Origin of the sequence: Halogeometricum rufum (genome assembly GCF_900112175.1) — an archaeon.
Taxonomy (GTDB): Archaea; Halobacteriota; Halobacteria; order Halobacteriales; family Haloferacaceae; genus Halogeometricum; species Halogeometricum rufum.
Map to the genome: position 1 here is coordinate 14,255 of NZ_FOYT01000006.1, position 16,646 is coordinate 30,900.

A 16,646-nucleotide genomic window follows, 5' to 3' on the forward strand; every position below is an offset into this window, starting at 1 on the left:
CCAACGGTCAGCGATTCTCCCGCAGAAGTTTACTCCGTTAGAACGAACGCGGCCGGCGGGGTCGGGGCCCGCCGCCGGACTCGCCGCTTCGGAGTTCCCGGCCGCTTCAGAGTTTCTCCGCCGCCAGCGCCTGTTCGCCGCGACGGCTCGCCTGGTCGAGGCGGGCGCGCGCGGCGTTCGCCGCCGGACCGGGGAGTTCGTCGCTCGCGTCTTCGAGACGCTCCTTCGCGCGTCCGAGGGCGTCGGTGATCGCTTCGAGTGCGCGGTCCGCGCCCGGCGCGTCGCCCGACTCGGCGCGTTCCGCCGCCCGGTCGGCAGACGCGGCGACGGCTTCGAGCGACCGCGTGAGTCCGCCGACGGCGTTCGCGGCGGGGCCCGTGCCGCCCCCGGTGCCGCCGTCGGTGCTACCACCGTCGCCCTCACCTTCCGTCGCCTCCCGCACCGTCGCGGCCGTCTCCCGGGAGACGTCGGCGAGGAACGACGCGAGGGATGCCTTCCCCGTCCGCGGCCGGTCGATGGTGACGGCCGACTCCGCGGCGGGGTTGACGCGGAACGCCCCGACCGCACCGTCGTCGTCGCGGACTTCGGTCGTGTACGCGCCGCCGCGGTGGACGTAGACGGCGTCCGACCCCCGCACGGGCGCGTCGTACAGTCGCCCGGCGAAGTCGTCCTCGACGGCCACGTCGGTCAGCGTCGCGTCGGTGCCCTCGGCGTCGACGCGCAGTTTCACGGCGTCGCCCTCGGCGACCAGCGGAATCTCTCCGTCCGCGCCCGCGACGGTGACGCCCGGCGGCGACTCGGCCGTCCCGTCCGCCGTCGTGTTCTCGGTCTGCGCGTCCGTCGGCGTCGTCGTGCCCGCGGTCTGCTTGTCCTCCGGCTTCGCGTCCTCCGTCGCCGTCTCCCCGGAGTCGGACCCGGCGTCCTCGACGCGAACCCGCTGGCTGAACGGCGCGGTACCGGCCCGGTTGACGGTCAGTCGATGCTCGCCCGGCGGCACGTCTCTGAGGACGAGTGCGCCGCCGAACGTCGGCACCGCCGTCGGGTCGCTCTCCAGGAGGGCGACGGCCTCGACGCTCGACTCGCGGGTGGTGAGCCCCTCGCCCGCCGGCGCGTCGTCCGTCGTCACCGCCTCCGTCACCGACGCGACGAGGCTCCCGACAGACCCCGGCGCGCCGACGGCGTCGTACCGTTCGGCGAGGGCCGCGCGGTGCGTGGGGTCCGTGATGTCGGCGGCGGGGTCCTCGTACCGCGCCTGCGTCCACGGCGGGTCCGTCGTCGTCAGGTGCCCGGCGATGGCGTCCTCCGCGAACCCCGGAACGGCGAACTCGAAGCTCAACTGCGGCCCGGTGAACGCGTCGACGTGTTCGACTTCCTCGGCCGGCACCAGCGCGTACGCCTCCTCGCCTTCGGGGTCCTCGCGGCCCTCGAAGTCGAGGACGACGCCCGTCTCGCGGGCCGGGAGGTCCGTCGGCGGCGACGAGAGGTCGTCGAACGAGCGAATCGTGAGACGCTCGGGAACGAGGTCCTCGCGCGTGACGGCGGGCAGTCGGTCGTGTTCGTACACCGGCGCGCCGTCCAGTTCCGGGACGACGAACGGTAGTCGGAACCCCTCGTCGCGCGGTAGGCCGTAGGCGGCGGGCACGTCCGCCAGTGACGCCAGTCCGCCGATGGCGCGGTTCGTGATGTCCGCCGGGACGCCGTCGATGGAGACGCGCTGGAAGCTCTCTCGCTCCTCGTTCAGCGAGAGCGCACTGGAGTGCGACCCCAACTCCGAGAGCACCCGCGGCACCGTCTCCTCGGGGTCCAGATGTTCGTTGTTCGGCACGCGCCGGGAGTGCGAACTCGCGACGTGGAGGCGCGCCTCCTCGCGTTCGGTGTCGACGAAGACGTGGACCACCTCCCAGTCGTGCCAATGGAAGTTCGTCGTGAACTGGTCGAACGCCGAGTAGAGCCAGTACTGGACGACGGTCAGCGGCGACCCCGCGTACGAGCGGACGTTGTAGAACACCGTCGGGTCCGGTACCCGCGTCTCGGCGCGCCGTTCGCTGTAGCCGTCGAGGGCGTCGAACCCCGAGACGACCGGGTCGCCGTCGCGTTCGGACTCGTAGGGTCGCGGGTCCGTCGGGAACCAGCGCTCGTTCGCGTCGAAGTACAGGACAGGCGCGTAACGTTCAGCGAGCGTCCGCGCCTCGTCCGTCTCGACGGCGGTGGTCGTACCGTTCGGTTCGCTCTCGGACGCCGAACACCCCGCGAGGCCCGCGGCACTCGCGCCGGCGACGGCCGCGAGGAGTCGTCGCCGCGAGAGGCGGTTCCCGCCGCCCGTCACGGCGGACCGCCTCCCGCCGCGCCCGGCGGACTGCGTCCGGCGGCGCGGGCGAACCTGTCGTGATTCATACCTGTCGGTACGGCAACGGCCGGATAGGTCTTCTGGTCCGGACCGATTCGACGCGCTCCCCACCGGGGGACGTGACCGTCGCTCTCGCACGCGTCGCTCTCGCCGCCCTCGACTTCGCACTTTTTGTCGTTCGCCCGCCAATAGCGCCCCATGCACGTCGTCGAACTCACCGAACCCGGCGTCTTCGAGCACCGAGAACGGGACCGCCCGGACCCTGCGGCCGACGAGGTTCTCGTCGAAGTCCGGCACGTCGGCATCTGCGGGTCGGACGTCCACTACTACGAACACGGCCGCATCGGCGACTACGTGGTCGAAGACCCGCTGATTCTCGGCCACGAGAGCGCGGGCGAAGTCGTCGCCGTCGGCGACGAGGTGACTGGTCTCGACGCCGGCGACGAGGTGGCCCTCGAACCGGGCATCCCGTGCGGCGAGTGCGCGCGGTGTCGGTCGGGCGAGTACAACCTCTGTCCCGACGTGGAGTTCATGGCGACGCCGCCGGACGACGGCGCGTTCGCCGAGTACGTCGCGTGGGACGCCGACTTCGCCCACCGCCTCCCCGAGAGCGTCTCGACGCGCGCGGGTGCGCTCTGCGAACCGCTGAGCGTCGCCCTCCACGCGACGCGGCGGGCCGAAATCGGCCTCGGCGACGCCGTCCTCGTCACCGGCGCGGGCCCCATCGGGATGCTGGTCAGCGAGGCGGTCCGGGCCGCGGGCGCGGGGTCGGTCCTCGTCTCCGACGTGGTCCCGGAGAAACTCGAACGCGCCGAGGCGTACGGCGCGACGGCGACGGTGAACCCCGCGGAGGAGTCGCTCTCGGCGGCCGTCGCAGACTTCACCGACGGCGAGGGGGTGGACGCGGTGATAGAGGCGTCCGGCGCGCCGCCCGCCGTCGCGTCGACGGTGGACGTCGTCCGACGCGGCGGCACCGTCCTCTGCATCGGCCTCTCGGCCGAGGACGAGATACCCATCGAGACGAACGAAATCGTCGACAAGGAACTCGACTTCCGCGGGTCGTTCCGCTTCCGCAACACGTACGCGGACGCCGTCTCCCTCCTCGAACGCGGCGCCGTCGACGTCGAGAAGATAATCGACTTCGAGATGCCGATGGCGGACCTCACCGCGGCGTTCGAACGCGCCCGCGAACCCGACGTCGTGAAGGGGATGGTGACAGTCCGCGAGTAACCTAACGAATTTTTATCACAATCGGGCGCGAGTCGTCGGTATGCGCGCCGCAGTGTTGGAGGAGTACGGCGAACCGCTGAGCATCGAAGACGTAGACGCACCCGACGCCGCCGCCGACGGGGCGGTCGTCGAACTGGAGGCCTGCGGCATCTGCCGGAGCGACTGGCACGGGTGGCAGGGCGACTGGGACTGGTTGGGACTCAAACCGCCGACGGGGCAGATTCTCGGCCACGAACCCGCCGGCCGCGTCGTCGAGGTGGGCGACGACGTGGAGACGGTCCGCGAGGGCGACCACGTCGCCGTCCCGTTCAACCTCGGCGACGGCACCTGTCCGCAGTGCGCCAACGGCCACGGCAACACCTGCGAGAACGTCGTTCCGCTCGGGTTCACCGAAGTGGCACAGGGCGCGTTCGCCGAACAGGTCCACGTTCCGGCGGCCGACTACAACGTCGTCGGCCTGCCGGACGGCGTCTCCTCCACCGATATGGCCGGCCTCGGCTGTCGGTTCATGACCTCCTTCCACGCCCTCGCGCACCGCGCGGACGTCGAGGCGGGCGACTGGGTGGCCGTCCACGGGTGCGGCGGCGTCGGTCTCTCGGCCATCCACATCGCCGACGCCCTCGGCGGCAACGTCGTCGCCGTGGACTTGGACGACGAGAAACTCGAACTCGCCGAGGACCTCGGCGCGGCGGCGACGGTGAACGCCGGCGACGTGGGAGACGTGCCCGGCGAAGTGCGCGACATCGCCGACGACCACGTCGGCGTCTCCGTGGACGCTCTCGGCATCGCCGAGACGTGCCAGAACTCGGTGGGAAGCCTCGGGACGCGCGGACAGCACGTCCAAATCGGCCTGACGACGGAGGAGGAGGGCGGCACCGTCGAACTCCCGACGGACGCGATGGTGATGAACGAGATAGAGTTCCTCGGTTCGCTGGGGATGCCGCCGACGAAGTACGACGAGATATTCCGGATGGTCGCCAGCGGCAAACTCGACCCCAGCGCCGTCGTCACCGACCGCGTGGGCCTCGACGGCGTCTCCGACCAACTCGCCGCGATGACCGACTTCGGGACGGTCGGTATCCCCGTCGTCGACGAGTTCTGAGCGACGCCGCCGGTCGCTTCCGTCGCCGCGCCGCTATCGAACGCGATACTCCTCCGTGAGATTCAATACTGATAAGGAGAAATCACCTCTCACGCCCACCAGGTGATATCGTGCCGACACAGACCCATCCCGTCGCGTTCATCCTCGCGCTGTTCATGGACGTGACGCTATCGGTCGCGATGCCGGTTTCAGTTCTGATATTCTGGCGCGTCGCACTCGGCCCAATCGGAATCGTCGAGTCCGCCATCTGCGTCGTCGTCGGACTCGTCGGGTACGTCTTCGCGCGCGGTATCGTCCTCCCGCGGCGCCTGTTCGTCTCGAAGGGCGAGGACGCCGGCGAACCGGAACGGCCGCCACCGCCGGACTGATATCCCGCGTCCGCAATCGTCCCGCATGGACCCGACCGATCTCAGGGAGGCAGTCCCGGCGTTCGAGGACGTGCGCTACATGAACACGGGCGCGAGTGGGCCGAGTCCCCGCCCCGTCGTGGAGGCCGCACAGGCGTTTCTGGCGCGTCACGAGTACGACGCCGCGAGCGAGGAGGGACCGTATCCGCTCGCGTTCGACACGTACGAGGAGGTCCGAGCGACCGTCGCCGACTTCCTCGGCGCGGCGGAGACGGAGATAGCGCTGACCCAGAGCACGTCCGACGGTATCAACCGCGTCGCGACGGCGTTGGAGTGGGAACCGGGCGACGCAATCGTCCGGACGGACCTCGAACACCCCGCGGGCGTCCTCCCGTGGTCGCGCCTCGAACGCCGGGGCTGTGAGGTCCGCGTCGTCCCGACGGAGGACGGCCGAATCGACCGCGAGGCGTACCGCGAGGCGGTGCAGGACGCGAAACTCGTCTGCTTCAGCGCCATCACGTGGAACTACGGCACGTTCCTCCCCGTCGAGGAACTGGTCGAGGAGGCCCACGACGCGGGCGCGTTCGTCCTCGTGGACGCCGTGCAGGTGCCCGGCCACTCCCCGTTGGACGTGACCGAGTGGGGCGCGGACGCCGTCGCCGCCGCCGGGCACAAGTGGCTCCTCGGCACGTGGGGCGGCGGGTTCCTCTACGTCGAGGAGTCGGTCGCCGACGACCTCGAACCCGCGGCCATCGGCTACCGGAGCGTCGAGGACCCCGGCGCGGCCGACTACGCACTCAAGCGGGGTGCGCCGCGGTTCGAAATCGGGACGACGAACCTCGCGCCGTACGTCGCCCTCCAGACGGCCATCGAGACCATCGAGTCGGTCGGGATGGACGTCGTGGAGTCGCACGTCCTCCGTCTGGCGGCGCGACTCGCGGACCGCGTCCCGGACGAGAGGCTACTCAGCCCCGCGGACCCGGAGACGGGCCTCGTGACGATTCGCGTCGACGACCCCGAGGAGACGGTCGAGACGCTGAAGGAGGAGTACGGCGTCGTCGTCCGCCCGATACCGTCGCTCGACGGGTCGATTCGCGCGTCGCTCCACGTCGTCAACACCGCCGCGGACGTGGACCGTCTGGTCGAGGGGTTGGAGGAGACGGGCTGGTAACGTAGCGTCGGCGGGGACGCCTCGGACGCCGGGCGCGCCGGTCTCAGACGCCTCGCGCCCGACTTCGCATCACTTCCGCGATACCCGCGTTGGCCGAGCAGTTCGGGCAGGCGCGCACCGTCCCCGAGTCGTCGGCGAAGACGCGCACGAACCGGTCGGAGACGTGCGTATCGCAGTGTTCACACGTCGGCATCTCGTCGCTCCTGTGCTGCAGTCATCTGTGTGTTCCTCGTTCACAGGGATGGAGAGACTAATAAAGAAAATTTCCCGAGTTCTCACCCAAATTCGTCCCGACATCGCCCGGAGAACGACGACACTACGGGCCGAACGGCCGATTTCCTCGCCGGGACTACGACGTTCCGCCTCCGAGCGACTTTTGCGGGTGCCGACCGAACGGACGGTATGACCGACACGGAACTGGCGACGCTCGGCGGTGGCTGTTTCTGGTGCATCGAGGCCCCGATGAAGGAACTCGTCGGCGTCGAGTCCGTCACTTCGGGCTACGCGGGCGGACACGTCGAGAACCCGACGTACGAACAGGTCTGCGAGGGGACGACCGGTCACGCCGAAGTCGTCCAGGTGGCGTTCGACCCCGACCGCATCACCTTCGAGGAACTGCTGGAGGTGTTCTTCGCCATCCACGACCCGACGACCGAGGACCGACAGGGGCCGGACGTTGGGTCGCAGTACCGCTCTGCGGTGTTCTACCACTCCGAGGAGCAACGCGAGACGGTGGAACGACTCGTCGCGGAGATGAACGAGTCCGGCGTCTACGACGACGACATCGTCACGGAAGTCGCCCCCCTCGACACGTTCTACGAGGCGGAGGAGTACCACCAGGACTACTACGAGAAGAACCCCGACAAGCCCTACTGCGCGGTGCAGATTCCGCCGAAGCTGGAGAAGGTCCGCGAGAAGTTCGCGGGGAAGGTCCGCGGCGTCAACTAGTCGTCCACTTCGACGACGCGCCGCAGTCCCGTCTCTAGCGTCACCGTCGGTTCGTAGCCGAGGGCCTCGCGCGCCCGACGCAGGTCCGCGAGACTCGCGGGCACGTCGCCGGAGCGAGCGTCCTCGTGGACGATGTCGCTGTCGCTCCCGGTGACGCTCCGAACCGTCTCGGCCAACTCGCGGATGGTCGTCTCCGACCCGGTGCCGACGTTGAACGCCTCGCCGACGGCGTCCGTGGTGGCCGCCGCGAGGTTCGCGCGGACCACGTCGTCGACGTAGACGAAGTCCCGCGTCTGCGTCCCGTCGCCCTCGACGGTGAGGGGGTCGCCGCGACGCGCCTGGTCCACGAAGATGCTGATGACGCCGCTGTACTGGCCCGCGGTCTGCCCGGGCCCGTAGACGTTGAAGTACCGGAGGGCGACCGTCTCCAGTCCGTAGAGGTCGTGGTACGCCCGGACGTACGACTCGGCGGCGTACTTGTCGATGGCGTACGGCGACCGGGGACGGGCCGGTGCGTCCTCGCTTATCGGCACCCCGTCGGGGACGCCGTAGACCGCGCAACTGGAGGCGAACACGACGCGGGCGTCGGCGTCGCGGGCCGCTTCGAGGACGTTCAGCGTCCCGCCGAGGTTCACGTCGTTGCTCCGTTGCGGTTGTTCGATGCTCCGCGTGACGCTCACCTCCGCCGCCTCGTGGAACACCAGGTCGGCCCCTTCGACCGCCTCCCGGACGACGGCCTCGTCTCGGACGTCGCCCTCGACCAGTTCGACGCCGTCGGGGAGGTTGTCCGCCGCGCCCGTCGAGAGGTCGTCGAGGACGCGTACCTCGTTGTCGTCGACGAGTGCGTCGGCGATGCGACTCCCGATGAACCCCGCGCCGCCGGTGACGACGACCGTCTTCTCCTCGATGTCTTGTTCGTTCATTGTGACGAGATGGTCGGTCTCAGTTCCGGGGTCCCGCCGCCCGTGCGAACGCGCGGCACCCCGACGACCGTCGTCCGGTCGAACACGGCTCTCGGACAAAAGTATGCGGCCCCGTCGCCGCGCGGACACGGCGTTATGTCGTCCTTACTGATACGTCGTGGCCGCCACCTCCCGACGATGACGTACGACGTCGCCGTCGTCGGGACCGGTCCCGACCCGGAGGAACCGGACACCGACGGCTACGCGATGGGGTATCGACACGCTTCGGCGTACGACCGACTCGACGACTGCCGACTCGCCGCCTGCGTCGACATCGTCCGACCGAACGCGGAGGCGTTCGCCGAGGCGTGGGGTCTCGGGGAGGACGCCGTCTACGAGGACGTGGGGCAGATGCTCGCGGAGGTGCGGCCTGACGTGGTGAGCGTCACGGTGCCGCCGTCGGTACACGCCGACGTGGTCGTGCAGTGCGCCGAGAGCGACTCCGTGCAGGCGATTCACTGCGAGAAGCCGATGGCGAAGACGTGGGGCGACGCCAAGCGGATGGCGAAGGCCTGCGAGGAGGCCGGCGTCCGACTCACGTTCAACCACCAGCGACGGTTCGGCAAGCCGTTCCGCGAGGCGAAGCGACTGCTCGACGACGGCGCTATCGGGTCGCTGGAACGCGTCGAACTCGGCGGCCCGAACCTCTTCGACTTCGGGACGCACCTGTTCGACCTCTGCGGCCACTACGTCGACCAGTCGCCGCCGGAGTGGATGCTCTGCGGCATCGACTACAGCGAGGAGAACGTCCAGTTCGGCGCGCACAACGAGAACAACGCCGTCGCGCAGTGGGGCTACGAGAACGGCGTCGTCGGCGTCGCCTCCACCGGCGACTACAGCGTCCTCCCCGCGCAGATTCGCCTCGTCGGCGACGACGGGATGATAGACGTCTGCGTCGACGACGGCCCACCGCTCCGGTACCGGAACGGGTCGACGAACGGGTGGACCGAGGGCGACACCGGCGGCGACGGCGCGCACGGCCCGAACACGTCGCGCCCGCAGGCCGCGGCGCAGAAGGTCGCTTCGCGCCTCCCGTTCGTCTCCGCCGACCGCTTCCGTTCGACGACGTACGTCGAACGCGCCATCGAGGACGTGGTCTCGGCGCTCAGAGAGGACCGCACCTCCGAGTTGGCCGCCGAGAACGCCCTCCAGTCGACGGAACTCATCTTCGCCGCGTGGGAGTCCGCGCGGCGGCGGGAACGCGTCGTCCTCCCCCTCGACGCCGACGGGAACGCCCTCGAGGAGATGGTCGAGTCGGACGAACTGCTCGCGTCGCCCGACGCCTGACGCGGACTCGGCCTCGACCCCCCGCGAACTCGCCGAATCGACATTATTGCGATCGGGTTGGTAAGTAAAAGATACGATGTGGGGAGGAGTTCGCTACCGATTACCTGTAAGTGTGGAAAACAGATACTTACGCCATTCCTGTACGTCGGCTCAGAATGAGTGCGAACACCCCCGACGACGACCGGACCGACGACGGCGGTCTCGGTGAGACTATCAAGAACCTGTTCTCCGGCGACTCAGCGGAGTCGACGCCGCGACCCGCGTCCGACGCCGAGACAGAGACCGATGCCGACGTGCCGTCCGACCGCGTCGAAATCGGCCGGCGGTCGTATCTGAAGATGGTCGGCGTCGCCGCGACGACGGCGTCGGCGTCGGTCGCCGGGTGTACCGGGTCGGCGAACGACGTCGCCCGCGTCCAGCCGATGTCGGCGTTCGGGTACGGCGGCGCGGCCGTCCTCCAGCAGAGTTCGTCGCTCGACCTCTCGGTCAGCGAGTCCGAACCGAACGACACGCAGGCGACCGCGATGGCCCTCGACCTCGGGGCCACCGTCTCCGGGACGCTCACGGAGTCCGAAGTCGACTGGTACGCCGTCGACGCGACCAGCGGACGTGAACTCGTCGTCGACTTCGACCGAGCGGTGAAGACGGGCGTGACGGCGGTCATCGTCTACGACACGGAGGGCGACTGGAGCAACCTCCGGTATCTCGGTGCCTCGGGCGCGGTGACGGTCCGAAGCCCCGTCGAGGAGTCGGGGACGCACTACGTGCAGGTCGTCAACGTGCAGGACGGCAGCGGCGACTACACGCTGGCCGTCTCGCAGAGCGACGACGGCGTGACGACGGAGACGGCGACGCCGACGGAGACGGCGACGCCGACGGAGACGGCGACGCCGACGCCGACGGCCACGGAGACGCCGACGCCGACGGCCACGGAGACGGCAACGCCGACGGCCACGGAGACGGAGACGGCGACGCCAACGCCGACGGAGACGGCGACGCCGACGCCCACGCCCACGGACGGACAGTCGCCGTTCGGCGGGCAGGCGCGGACGATTCCCGGGCAGATTCAGGCCCAACACTACGACGACGGCGGCGACGGCGTCGCCTACTTCGACACGACCAGCGACGCGAAGGGCGGCGACTTCCGGACCGACGAGGCCGTGGACATCGAGAGCACGGGCGACTCCTCGGGCACCTACAACGTCGGCTGGATGCAGCAAGACGAGTGGCTGGAGTACACCGTGGACGTGACGGCCGGGTCGTACGACATCGACCTCCGCGTCGCCTCGCCCGAGGGCGGCAACCGGTTCCGCGTGCTGCTGGGGTGGGACGAACTCGGCGTCGTCGAAGTGCCGAACACGGGCGGATGGCAGTCGTGGACGACGGTGACGCTGGAGGACGTGACCCTGTCCGGCGGCGCGGGACAGGTCCTGCGCGTCGAAGTCCTCGACGGCGACGTCAACCTCAACTGGCTGGAGTTCACGAGCAACCAGCCGACCGTCACGGAGACGGCGACGCCGACGCCCACGGAGACGACGACGGAGACGCCCACCGCGACGCCGACGCCGACTCCCACGCCCACGTCCGACGACGACAACTACGGCGTTCAGGGCTACGGCGAACTGGGGTACGGCGGCGTCGAGAACTAGCGCGCCGACGTTCGGTATCGTCGAGGACCGGAGCGGCGACTACTCGATGACGGGCGTTCGAGCGACGAGTCGGTTCGCGGCCTGTGCGAGGCGGTGCGTCGCCCGCCCGCCCAGCGTCACCGCGGCGTACAGGTGGAACTTCGGCTCCAGCGGGTAGTGCTGCACCGCCTTGAGGAAGAACCGGCGCGCGACGTCGTAGCTTCCGCCGCTGAGCGACGCGGACCCGACCCGGTACGCCGCCCACCCCAGCATCTTGCGCTCGAACAACGGTCCGTACTCGGCGGCCAGCCCGCGGTACTTCTCGACGAACAGACTGTAACTCTGGAGGAGGTTGTCGTAGTCGTCGGAGATGCGGTTGTGCGCGTCGTGTTCGTAGATGACGAGGGGTTCGCCGACGGCCGCGAAGTCGCACTTCGTCGAGAGGGCGACGTACCACTCCAGGTCGGCCCACCGCTTGAACCGTTCGTCGAAGGGCGTCTCCTTGGCGAGGTCCGTGCGGACCATCACCGCCGACTGCGTCCCGACGACGTTCTGACAGAGCACCTCCTTCGTGACGTCGCCGCTGCTGTCGTCGGGAACGACGACGTCGTGGACGCTGCCGTTCAGTATCCCTTTCCGGCCGACGTAGACGAGTCCGACGTCGTCGTCGGCGTCGCGGAACCGCGCGACCTGTTTCGCGAGTTTCTCCGGCGCCCACCGGTCGTCGTCGTCGAGGAAGGCGATGTACGTGCCCGTCGCCGCCTCGACGCCCGTGTTCCGCGCGGCGTTCGCGCCGCGGTTCTCGTCGTGACGGACTATCTCGAAGTCGCGCACGTCGGGCGCGGCGTCGGCGAGGACGTCGCTCGCGGGCACCTCCGAGCAGTCGTCGACGACGACGAGTTCGATGGGCGCGTACCGCTGCTCGGACACGGTCTGTACCGCCGACCGCAGGTACTCCGGGCGGTTGTACGTCGTGATGATCACCGTGACCAGCGGGTCGTCCGTCGAGGAGGTTCGAGTCATGGAGTCAACTGCACCGGGGGCGTCGCGAGCGTCGTTTCGTGGCGTTCGACCGAGACATCTTACTCGTACTCTCCTCTGCGCGGGCGTATACTGTTATGTGCCTCGTTACGCTGGTAAGACAAGAACTACGTCGGCGAGGTTCGAGGGTACGCCTGACGTGACAACCACGACGTACGTGAATAAAACAATTAGTTATATACCTACTAATCGCTGCTATACGATTGATACGCTACGACAGACGTTCGCACGAGCCGACGCCGTGGTCTTTCTACCGAGCTTATATTTTTAAACGGTGGAGGCGTTCGAGCAACAAACGAACTTCGCCGTGGACGCAGCCAACACACCGACGTTCCAATCAATGGAGTTAGATACGAATTTCCCCCGACGGCGGACGGATCGGCAGACCCGTCGCCCAGCCCCTCTCAGCACCGCTGACGAACCGAACGGACGGACCGATACATGACCGACCGGGAGATATCTCGTCGCGAAGCCCTCGCAGCCATCGTCGCGGCTGTCGTCGGTGCTATCGCTCTCGCCATCTCTTTGCTCGCCCCGCCCGACCGGAAGCCCCCCGGTCCCCAGACGCCGACGGAGACGCCGGCGGCGCCGGAGACCGGACAGCCGACGACGACCGAGGTTCCGCCGGGTGAGGATATCCGCGACTACGGAGCCACGGTCGACGGCACGACCGACGACACCGCGGCGATACTGCGGGCAGTCGAGGCGGCCTCTCCCGGCGGCACGGTGTATCTCCCGGCGGGCGATATCCTCGTTAGCGGGTTCGAGAGCGACGGGAAAGCCATCCAACTCGACGCGAGCAACGCGGACCTGACTATCACCGGTGCCGGCGCGGGCGACGGTGGAACGACGCTCAACTTCGCCGGCGGTCACGAGGGCGTTCACGGGGCGATCGACATTCGGACCGACCGCGGCGAGAGCATCGGCACTGTTCGACTCGAGAAGTTCGCCGTCGTCGGGAACAAGTCCGAGCAGGGACAGAACCCCGGCATCGGCATCCACACCGAGGCCAACGGGGAGTTCGTCATGCGCGACTGCCGCGTCTCTTCGTGGCGGAACGCCGGGCTGAAACTGTCCGGGGCGATGAAGGCGGACGTTCAGTACTGCTCCTTCGACAACAACGGCCTCCGATCGAACGGCGGCCACGACATCTCGCCGAATCAGGCGTGGGAGCCGACGGAGACGCTCGTCAAACACGTGCTCTGCACTAACTCCGGCGGCGTCTCCATCGACGTCGGACAGGACAACGACGCCCAACTGCAGACCGTCCTCATCGACAGATGTGTGCTGAAGGACAGTCGCGGGTCGCTCAAACTCTCCACCGAGAACAAGTCCACGACGGTGAGAAACACGCAGATGCTCGGGAACGAGAACACGACGATTCCGGTCAAAGTGAACCCGACGGACGTGAGTATCGACGACCTCGCTCTCGACAACGTCCTCATCGACGGCGGCGGGTGGCCGGGGATCGACCTCCCGTGTCCCGGTCGTCTCCGCCTCGACGACGTCGCCATCAAGAACATCGATCAGGACAACGTCGAACGCGGGCGAGACAGGGGAGGAATATACACCCGGGGCATCGGATTCGGGTCCTCGGGGCGCGTTTCGCTCCACAACATCGGCCGGAACAACGACAGTATCGTTCTCAACATCGAGGGAGGGGCGGGCGTCATCGGCGAGGTTGTCTACGGCAACGCGGAGGAGCTCGGGACCACCCAGGGCGTCGAGATAGCGCAGAGCCGACAGGGCGAACCGCTCGACCCCGACGTCGTCCACGAGAGCGAAGTCGGCCCGCAGACCGACGCGAACTGACTCACACTCCCTCGCGCCGTGCTCCCGTTCGGACCGACGGCTGGCGAGCCGTGCCCGCGACGACGGTATAAATCTGGTAACTAACTGGTCGGTAGTCGGTGAGAACGCGACGGCAACGCGCCAGTTACAGTGGATACCTGTAAAAAACGCTTATTTAAACACGGTAGGATGCCGAGTCATGGATCCCACACAGAGAGACGAACGACGGTCTCTGCGCCGTTCGTACAGCATCGATGAATACCGACGGACCGGCGTCGAGCAAATTTAAGACGAACGACAATGCCACAGGACGTTACAGACTTTGGTGCGGTGGGGGACGGTTCGCGAGACGACACGGCGGCGATACGGGCGGCGGCCGATGCCGCCGGTCCCGGGGGGACAGTCTACTTTCCGAACGGAACGTACCTCGTCGGGTCGAACGACCCGAACCCGTTTCGCTACCCGAACGACGGAAGCTGGAATCGACTGACGTGGGAGGGAGAGAGCGCCGGTTCCGTCACGATTCGGATGGACGGGGGATGGGACCGCGCGCACATGGTGTTCCGCCTCGAGAGTTCGAACCAGACGGTCACCGACGCGACGTTCAAGAAACTCGCCATCGACGGCAACAAACAGGAACAGGGCAGCAACGCCATCGGTCTCTGTGTTCTCACCGACGGCGACGGCCTGTTCAAGATGCGCGACTGCGTCGTCAAGAACGCGTACAACGCCGGCCTGAAACTCACCGGCTCGATGGACGCGGACATTCAGTACTGCGAGTTCGACAACAACGGTTACCCGTCGAACGGCGGTCACGCTATCTCGCCGAACCAGACGGCGTCGACGAACACGCAGATAAAGTGGACCCTGTGTAAGAACCAGGGCGGTGTCGATATCGACGTCGGGCAAGACACTCAGGGCGTCGACTGGCAGACGGTCCTCGTCGAACGATGCGTGCTTCGGGACAGCTATCGCGGGTCGCTGAAACTCTCGCCGGAGAACGACACGACGACGGTCAGAAACACGCAGATGCTCGGGAACGCGAACACGCAGATGCCCATCAAAGAGAACCCTTCGAACGTTCCCGTAGGCACCGTCGTTCTCGACGATGTCCTCATCGACGGGTCCACGTGGGCCGGCATCGACATGCCGGTTCCCGGCCTAATGAAACTGCGCGACGTCGCCATCAAGAACGTCAACGCCGACGACCACCGCGGTGGTGGCATGCACCTCGAAGGAATGGACGTGTCCGGCGGGACGATATCCGTTCACAACGTCGGCTCCGACAACCGAGGTGATGCGGTCAGCTTCTCGGACAGTTCGGGTTCGATCGAGAAGGTCATCTACGACGGTACCAGTTCTCCGTCGAGTTGGTCGGACGGCGGAATCGTGAAGTCGGCCGTCGCCGGGTCGCCGCTCCAACCCGACGTAGCGACGGAGGACGCCGTCGGCCCCCGGACGGGCACGACGGACTCGAGTCAGTCGGGCAGTACGGTCGACCCCGCCCAGTACGGCGGATATCAAACGCCCAGCGCCGGTACCGTCGACTGGCACGTTCCGCTGAACGAGAACTTCGAGAAGATAGAGGCCGATATCCTAGACCTCGTCCAGCGAATTCAGCAACTGGAACAGTAGCATCGATACACCCGCCGCCGGGGGCGTCTCGCCGCCGGTCGAACGGTCGCCGGATTAGACCTTGTAACCGAGGTCTTTCAGGTTCTGCTCGACTTCGGCCATGTCTACCTCGTCCGCGTTCTCGACGGGGGGCTCCGCCGTTATCTTTCGCCGCGGCCCGTTCGAGACGACGTGCCACGGTACCGTGGTCAGTTTGTCGGTGAAGATGCCCGGCGGGTGGCCGACCCACCGGACCGGAAACGGCGTGAGACGGTCGCCGAGCATCTCGCCGTGGTCGGAGCTGATGACCGTCTTGCCGTCTAACTCCTCGACGAGCGTCTGGACGTGTTCGAGCACGTAGCGGAGGTTCTCGCGGTAGGCTTCCCGCACGTCCGCGTAGTCGACGTCGCTCGCTCGCACCGTCTCACGTAACCCCGTCTTGTCGAGTTCGAACGCGCCGTTCGTCGCGTTGAGGTAGGGGTAGTGCGGCTGCATGTAGTGGACGAGCAACCGCTTGTTCGGATACTCGTCCTTGAGCTCGAGGACCGCTCGCGTGACGGCCTCCGGGCTCGGAACGAACCCGTCCGCGACGTCGCGTTCGACGTCGTGGTACGCGTGGAGTTCGCAGTTCAACTCGTCCTGAAGCTGGAGGTACCAACGGTTCCCCGAGATGTAGACGACGTCGTGGAGCGTCTTGTCCTGAAAGTTCCCGCGCACGAACTGTTTGCTCGCGCTCCCGCGGGACTCTCGAACCTCGGGCGTTCCCCCGAACGGCGTCATCTCGGCGTAGATGTCCGCCCGGCAGGCGTCGAGGAGGATGAGGTTGTCCCAGTCCTCGTCCTCGAAGACGTCCGTTCCCTGCGCGTTGTACTGGTGGTTTCGGGTGTACTCGTAGTACATCCTGTTACACCCGAGGCCGATCAGTGCGGGGTCGCCGAGGGTGCGGAGGAGCAGTTTCGGGTTCTCCCGGATGCGGTCCCAGAGTATCATCGCTGGTGCCGTTCGGCCGCTGTCCGGTCCGTGTTCGGTTCCGTCTGTTTCCCGACTGCTCGCACGGCTCGCTCGGCGCGACAACGCCCGTGACTCGTCCAGGGCGACCGACCGCGAAGACGCGAACCGCCGCCGATATCGTGGGGTGTCATAGTCTACTACACCGACTCGGCGGATAAAAGTATAGA

At 67.6% G+C, this 16,646-nt stretch carries 14 protein-coding genes; 9 read left to right on the top strand and 5 right to left on the bottom strand.

What is annotated here, in order from left to right:
- Nucleotides 1–106: 106 nt before the first annotated feature.
- Nucleotides 107–2,326 (bottom strand): hypothetical protein, encoded by a 2,220-nt coding sequence (locus BM310_RS19410; RefSeq protein ID WP_089810945.1) that lies wholly within the window; start codon nucleotides 2,324–2,326, stop codon nucleotides 107–109.
- 219 nt (nucleotides 2,327–2,545) lie between these two features.
- Here BM310_RS19410 and BM310_RS19415 point away from each other — a divergent pair, with 219 nt between their 5' ends.
- The 4 genes from BM310_RS19415 (at nucleotide 2,546) to BM310_RS19430 (ending at nucleotide 6,197) form a co-directional block, all read left to right on the top strand.
- Complete coding sequence (locus tag BM310_RS19415) at nucleotides 2,546–3,577, top strand: NAD(P)-dependent alcohol dehydrogenase (RefSeq protein ID WP_089810948.1); 1,032 nt, start codon at nucleotides 2,546–2,548, stop codon at nucleotides 3,575–3,577.
- Nucleotides 3,578–3,617: 40 nt separating this feature from the next.
- Nucleotides 3,618–4,679, top strand: coding sequence for a zinc-dependent alcohol dehydrogenase family protein (locus tag BM310_RS19420; protein ID WP_089810950.1), 1,062 nt, complete (start codon nucleotides 3,618–3,620; stop codon nucleotides 4,677–4,679).
- A 110-nt stretch (nucleotides 4,680–4,789) separates the two neighbouring features.
- Nucleotides 4,790–5,047, top strand: a complete 258-nt coding sequence (locus BM310_RS19425; RefSeq protein WP_089810952.1) for a hypothetical protein — start codon at nucleotides 4,790–4,792, stop codon at nucleotides 5,045–5,047.
- A gap of 25 nt (nucleotides 5,048–5,072) precedes the next feature.
- Nucleotides 5,073–6,197 carry an aminotransferase class V-fold PLP-dependent enzyme gene (locus BM310_RS19430; protein WP_089810955.1) on the top strand — a complete coding sequence of 375 codons (1,125 nt, stop codon included), beginning with the start codon at nucleotides 5,073–5,075 and terminating at the stop codon, nucleotides 6,195–6,197.
- A 43-nt stretch (nucleotides 6,198–6,240) separates the two neighbouring features.
- Here BM310_RS19430 and BM310_RS21580 read toward each other — a convergent pair whose 3' ends face one another.
- Complete coding sequence (locus tag BM310_RS21580) at nucleotides 6,241–6,390, bottom strand: DUF7563 family protein (RefSeq protein WP_177232715.1); 150 nt, start codon at nucleotides 6,388–6,390, stop codon at nucleotides 6,241–6,243.
- A 209-nt stretch (nucleotides 6,391–6,599) separates the two neighbouring features.
- Between BM310_RS21580 and msrA the strand changes: the two genes are divergently transcribed.
- Nucleotides 6,600–7,145, top strand: coding sequence for a peptide-methionine (S)-S-oxide reductase MsrA (gene msrA / locus BM310_RS19435; RefSeq protein WP_089810957.1), 546 nt, complete (start codon nucleotides 6,600–6,602; stop codon nucleotides 7,143–7,145).
- Here msrA and BM310_RS19440 read toward each other — a convergent pair.
- Nucleotides 7,142–8,068, bottom strand: a complete 927-nt coding sequence (locus BM310_RS19440; protein WP_089810959.1) for an NAD-dependent epimerase/dehydratase family protein — start codon at nucleotides 8,066–8,068, stop codon at nucleotides 7,142–7,144. The genes msrA and BM310_RS19440 overlap by 4 nt on opposite strands.
- A 177-nt stretch (nucleotides 8,069–8,245) precedes the next feature.
- On the opposite strand from BM310_RS19440, the gene BM310_RS19445 reads away from it, so the two are divergent.
- Together BM310_RS19445 and BM310_RS22005 are read left to right on the top strand one after the other, a co-directional pair.
- A complete protein-coding gene (locus tag BM310_RS19445) occupies nucleotides 8,246–9,394 on the top strand; it encodes a Gfo/Idh/MocA family protein (protein ID WP_089811283.1) in 1,149 nt (382 codons plus the stop codon).
- Between the two features lie 155 nt (nucleotides 9,395–9,549).
- The gene (locus tag BM310_RS22005; protein WP_089810961.1) at nucleotides 9,550–11,043 is read left to right on the top strand and encodes a carbohydrate-binding domain-containing protein; all 1,494 of its coding nucleotides are present in this window, start codon (nucleotides 9,550–9,552) and stop codon (nucleotides 11,041–11,043) included.
- Nucleotides 11,044–11,082: 39 nt separating this feature from the next.
- Here BM310_RS22005 and BM310_RS19455 read toward each other — a convergent pair whose 3' ends face one another.
- On the bottom strand, nucleotides 11,083–12,045 hold the full coding sequence (locus BM310_RS19455; protein WP_089810963.1) for a glycosyltransferase family 2 protein: 963 nt from the start codon (nucleotides 12,043–12,045) through the stop codon (nucleotides 11,083–11,085).
- A 459-nt stretch (nucleotides 12,046–12,504) separates the two neighbouring features.
- On the opposite strand from BM310_RS19455, the gene BM310_RS19460 reads away from it, so the two are divergent.
- Nucleotides 12,505–13,875: a glycosyl hydrolase family 28-related protein gene (locus BM310_RS19460; protein WP_089810965.1), complete on the top strand. Its 1,371-nt coding sequence runs from the start codon at nucleotides 12,505–12,507 to the stop codon at nucleotides 13,873–13,875.
- Nucleotides 13,876–14,154: 279 nt separating this feature from the next.
- Nucleotides 14,155–15,489 carry a glycosyl hydrolase family 28-related protein gene (locus BM310_RS19465; protein WP_089810967.1) on the top strand — a complete coding sequence of 445 codons (1,335 nt, stop codon included), beginning with the start codon at nucleotides 14,155–14,157 and terminating at the stop codon, nucleotides 15,487–15,489.
- 54 nt (nucleotides 15,490–15,543) lie between these two features.
- On the opposite strand, the gene BM310_RS19470 is transcribed toward BM310_RS19465, so the two are convergent.
- A complete protein-coding gene (locus BM310_RS19470) occupies nucleotides 15,544–16,458 on the bottom strand; it encodes an alkaline phosphatase family protein (protein WP_089810969.1) in 915 nt (304 codons plus the stop codon).
- Between the last annotated feature and the right edge of the window lie 188 nt (nucleotides 16,459–16,646).

Excerpts from the sequence above, each read along its gene's own strand:
- BM310_RS19415 (WP_089810948.1), top strand. The coding sequence starts at position 2,546 with ATGCACGTCGTCGAACTCACCGAACCCGGCGTCTTCGAGCACCGAGAA.
- BM310_RS19420 (WP_089810950.1), top strand. The coding sequence starts at position 3,618 with ATGCGCGCCGCAGTGTTGGAGGAGTACGGCGAACCGCTGAGCATCGAA.
- BM310_RS19430 (WP_089810955.1), top strand. The coding sequence starts at position 5,073 with ATGGACCCGACCGATCTCAGGGAGGCAGTCCCGGCGTTCGAGGACGTG.
- BM310_RS21580 (WP_177232715.1), bottom strand. The coding sequence starts at position 6,390 with ATGCCGACGTGTGAACACTGCGATACGCACGTCTCCGACCGGTTCGTG.
- msrA (WP_089810957.1), top strand. The coding sequence starts at position 6,600 with ATGACCGACACGGAACTGGCGACGCTCGGCGGTGGCTGTTTCTGGTGC.
- BM310_RS19440 (WP_089810959.1), bottom strand. The coding sequence starts at position 8,068 with ATGAACGAACAAGACATCGAGGAGAAGACGGTCGTCGTCACCGGCGGC.
- BM310_RS19445 (WP_089811283.1), top strand. The coding sequence starts at position 8,246 with ATGACGTACGACGTCGCCGTCGTCGGGACCGGTCCCGACCCGGAGGAA.
- BM310_RS22005 (WP_089810961.1), top strand. The coding sequence starts at position 9,550 with ATGAGTGCGAACACCCCCGACGACGACCGGACCGACGACGGCGGTCTC.
- BM310_RS19455 (WP_089810963.1), bottom strand. The coding sequence starts at position 12,045 with ATGACTCGAACCTCCTCGACGGACGACCCGCTGGTCACGGTGATCATC.
- BM310_RS19460 (WP_089810965.1), top strand. The coding sequence starts at position 12,505 with ATGACCGACCGGGAGATATCTCGTCGCGAAGCCCTCGCAGCCATCGTC.
- BM310_RS19465 (WP_089810967.1), top strand. The coding sequence starts at position 14,155 with ATGCCACAGGACGTTACAGACTTTGGTGCGGTGGGGGACGGTTCGCGA.
- BM310_RS19470 (WP_089810969.1), bottom strand. The coding sequence starts at position 16,458 with ATGATACTCTGGGACCGCATCCGGGAGAACCCGAAACTGCTCCTCCGC.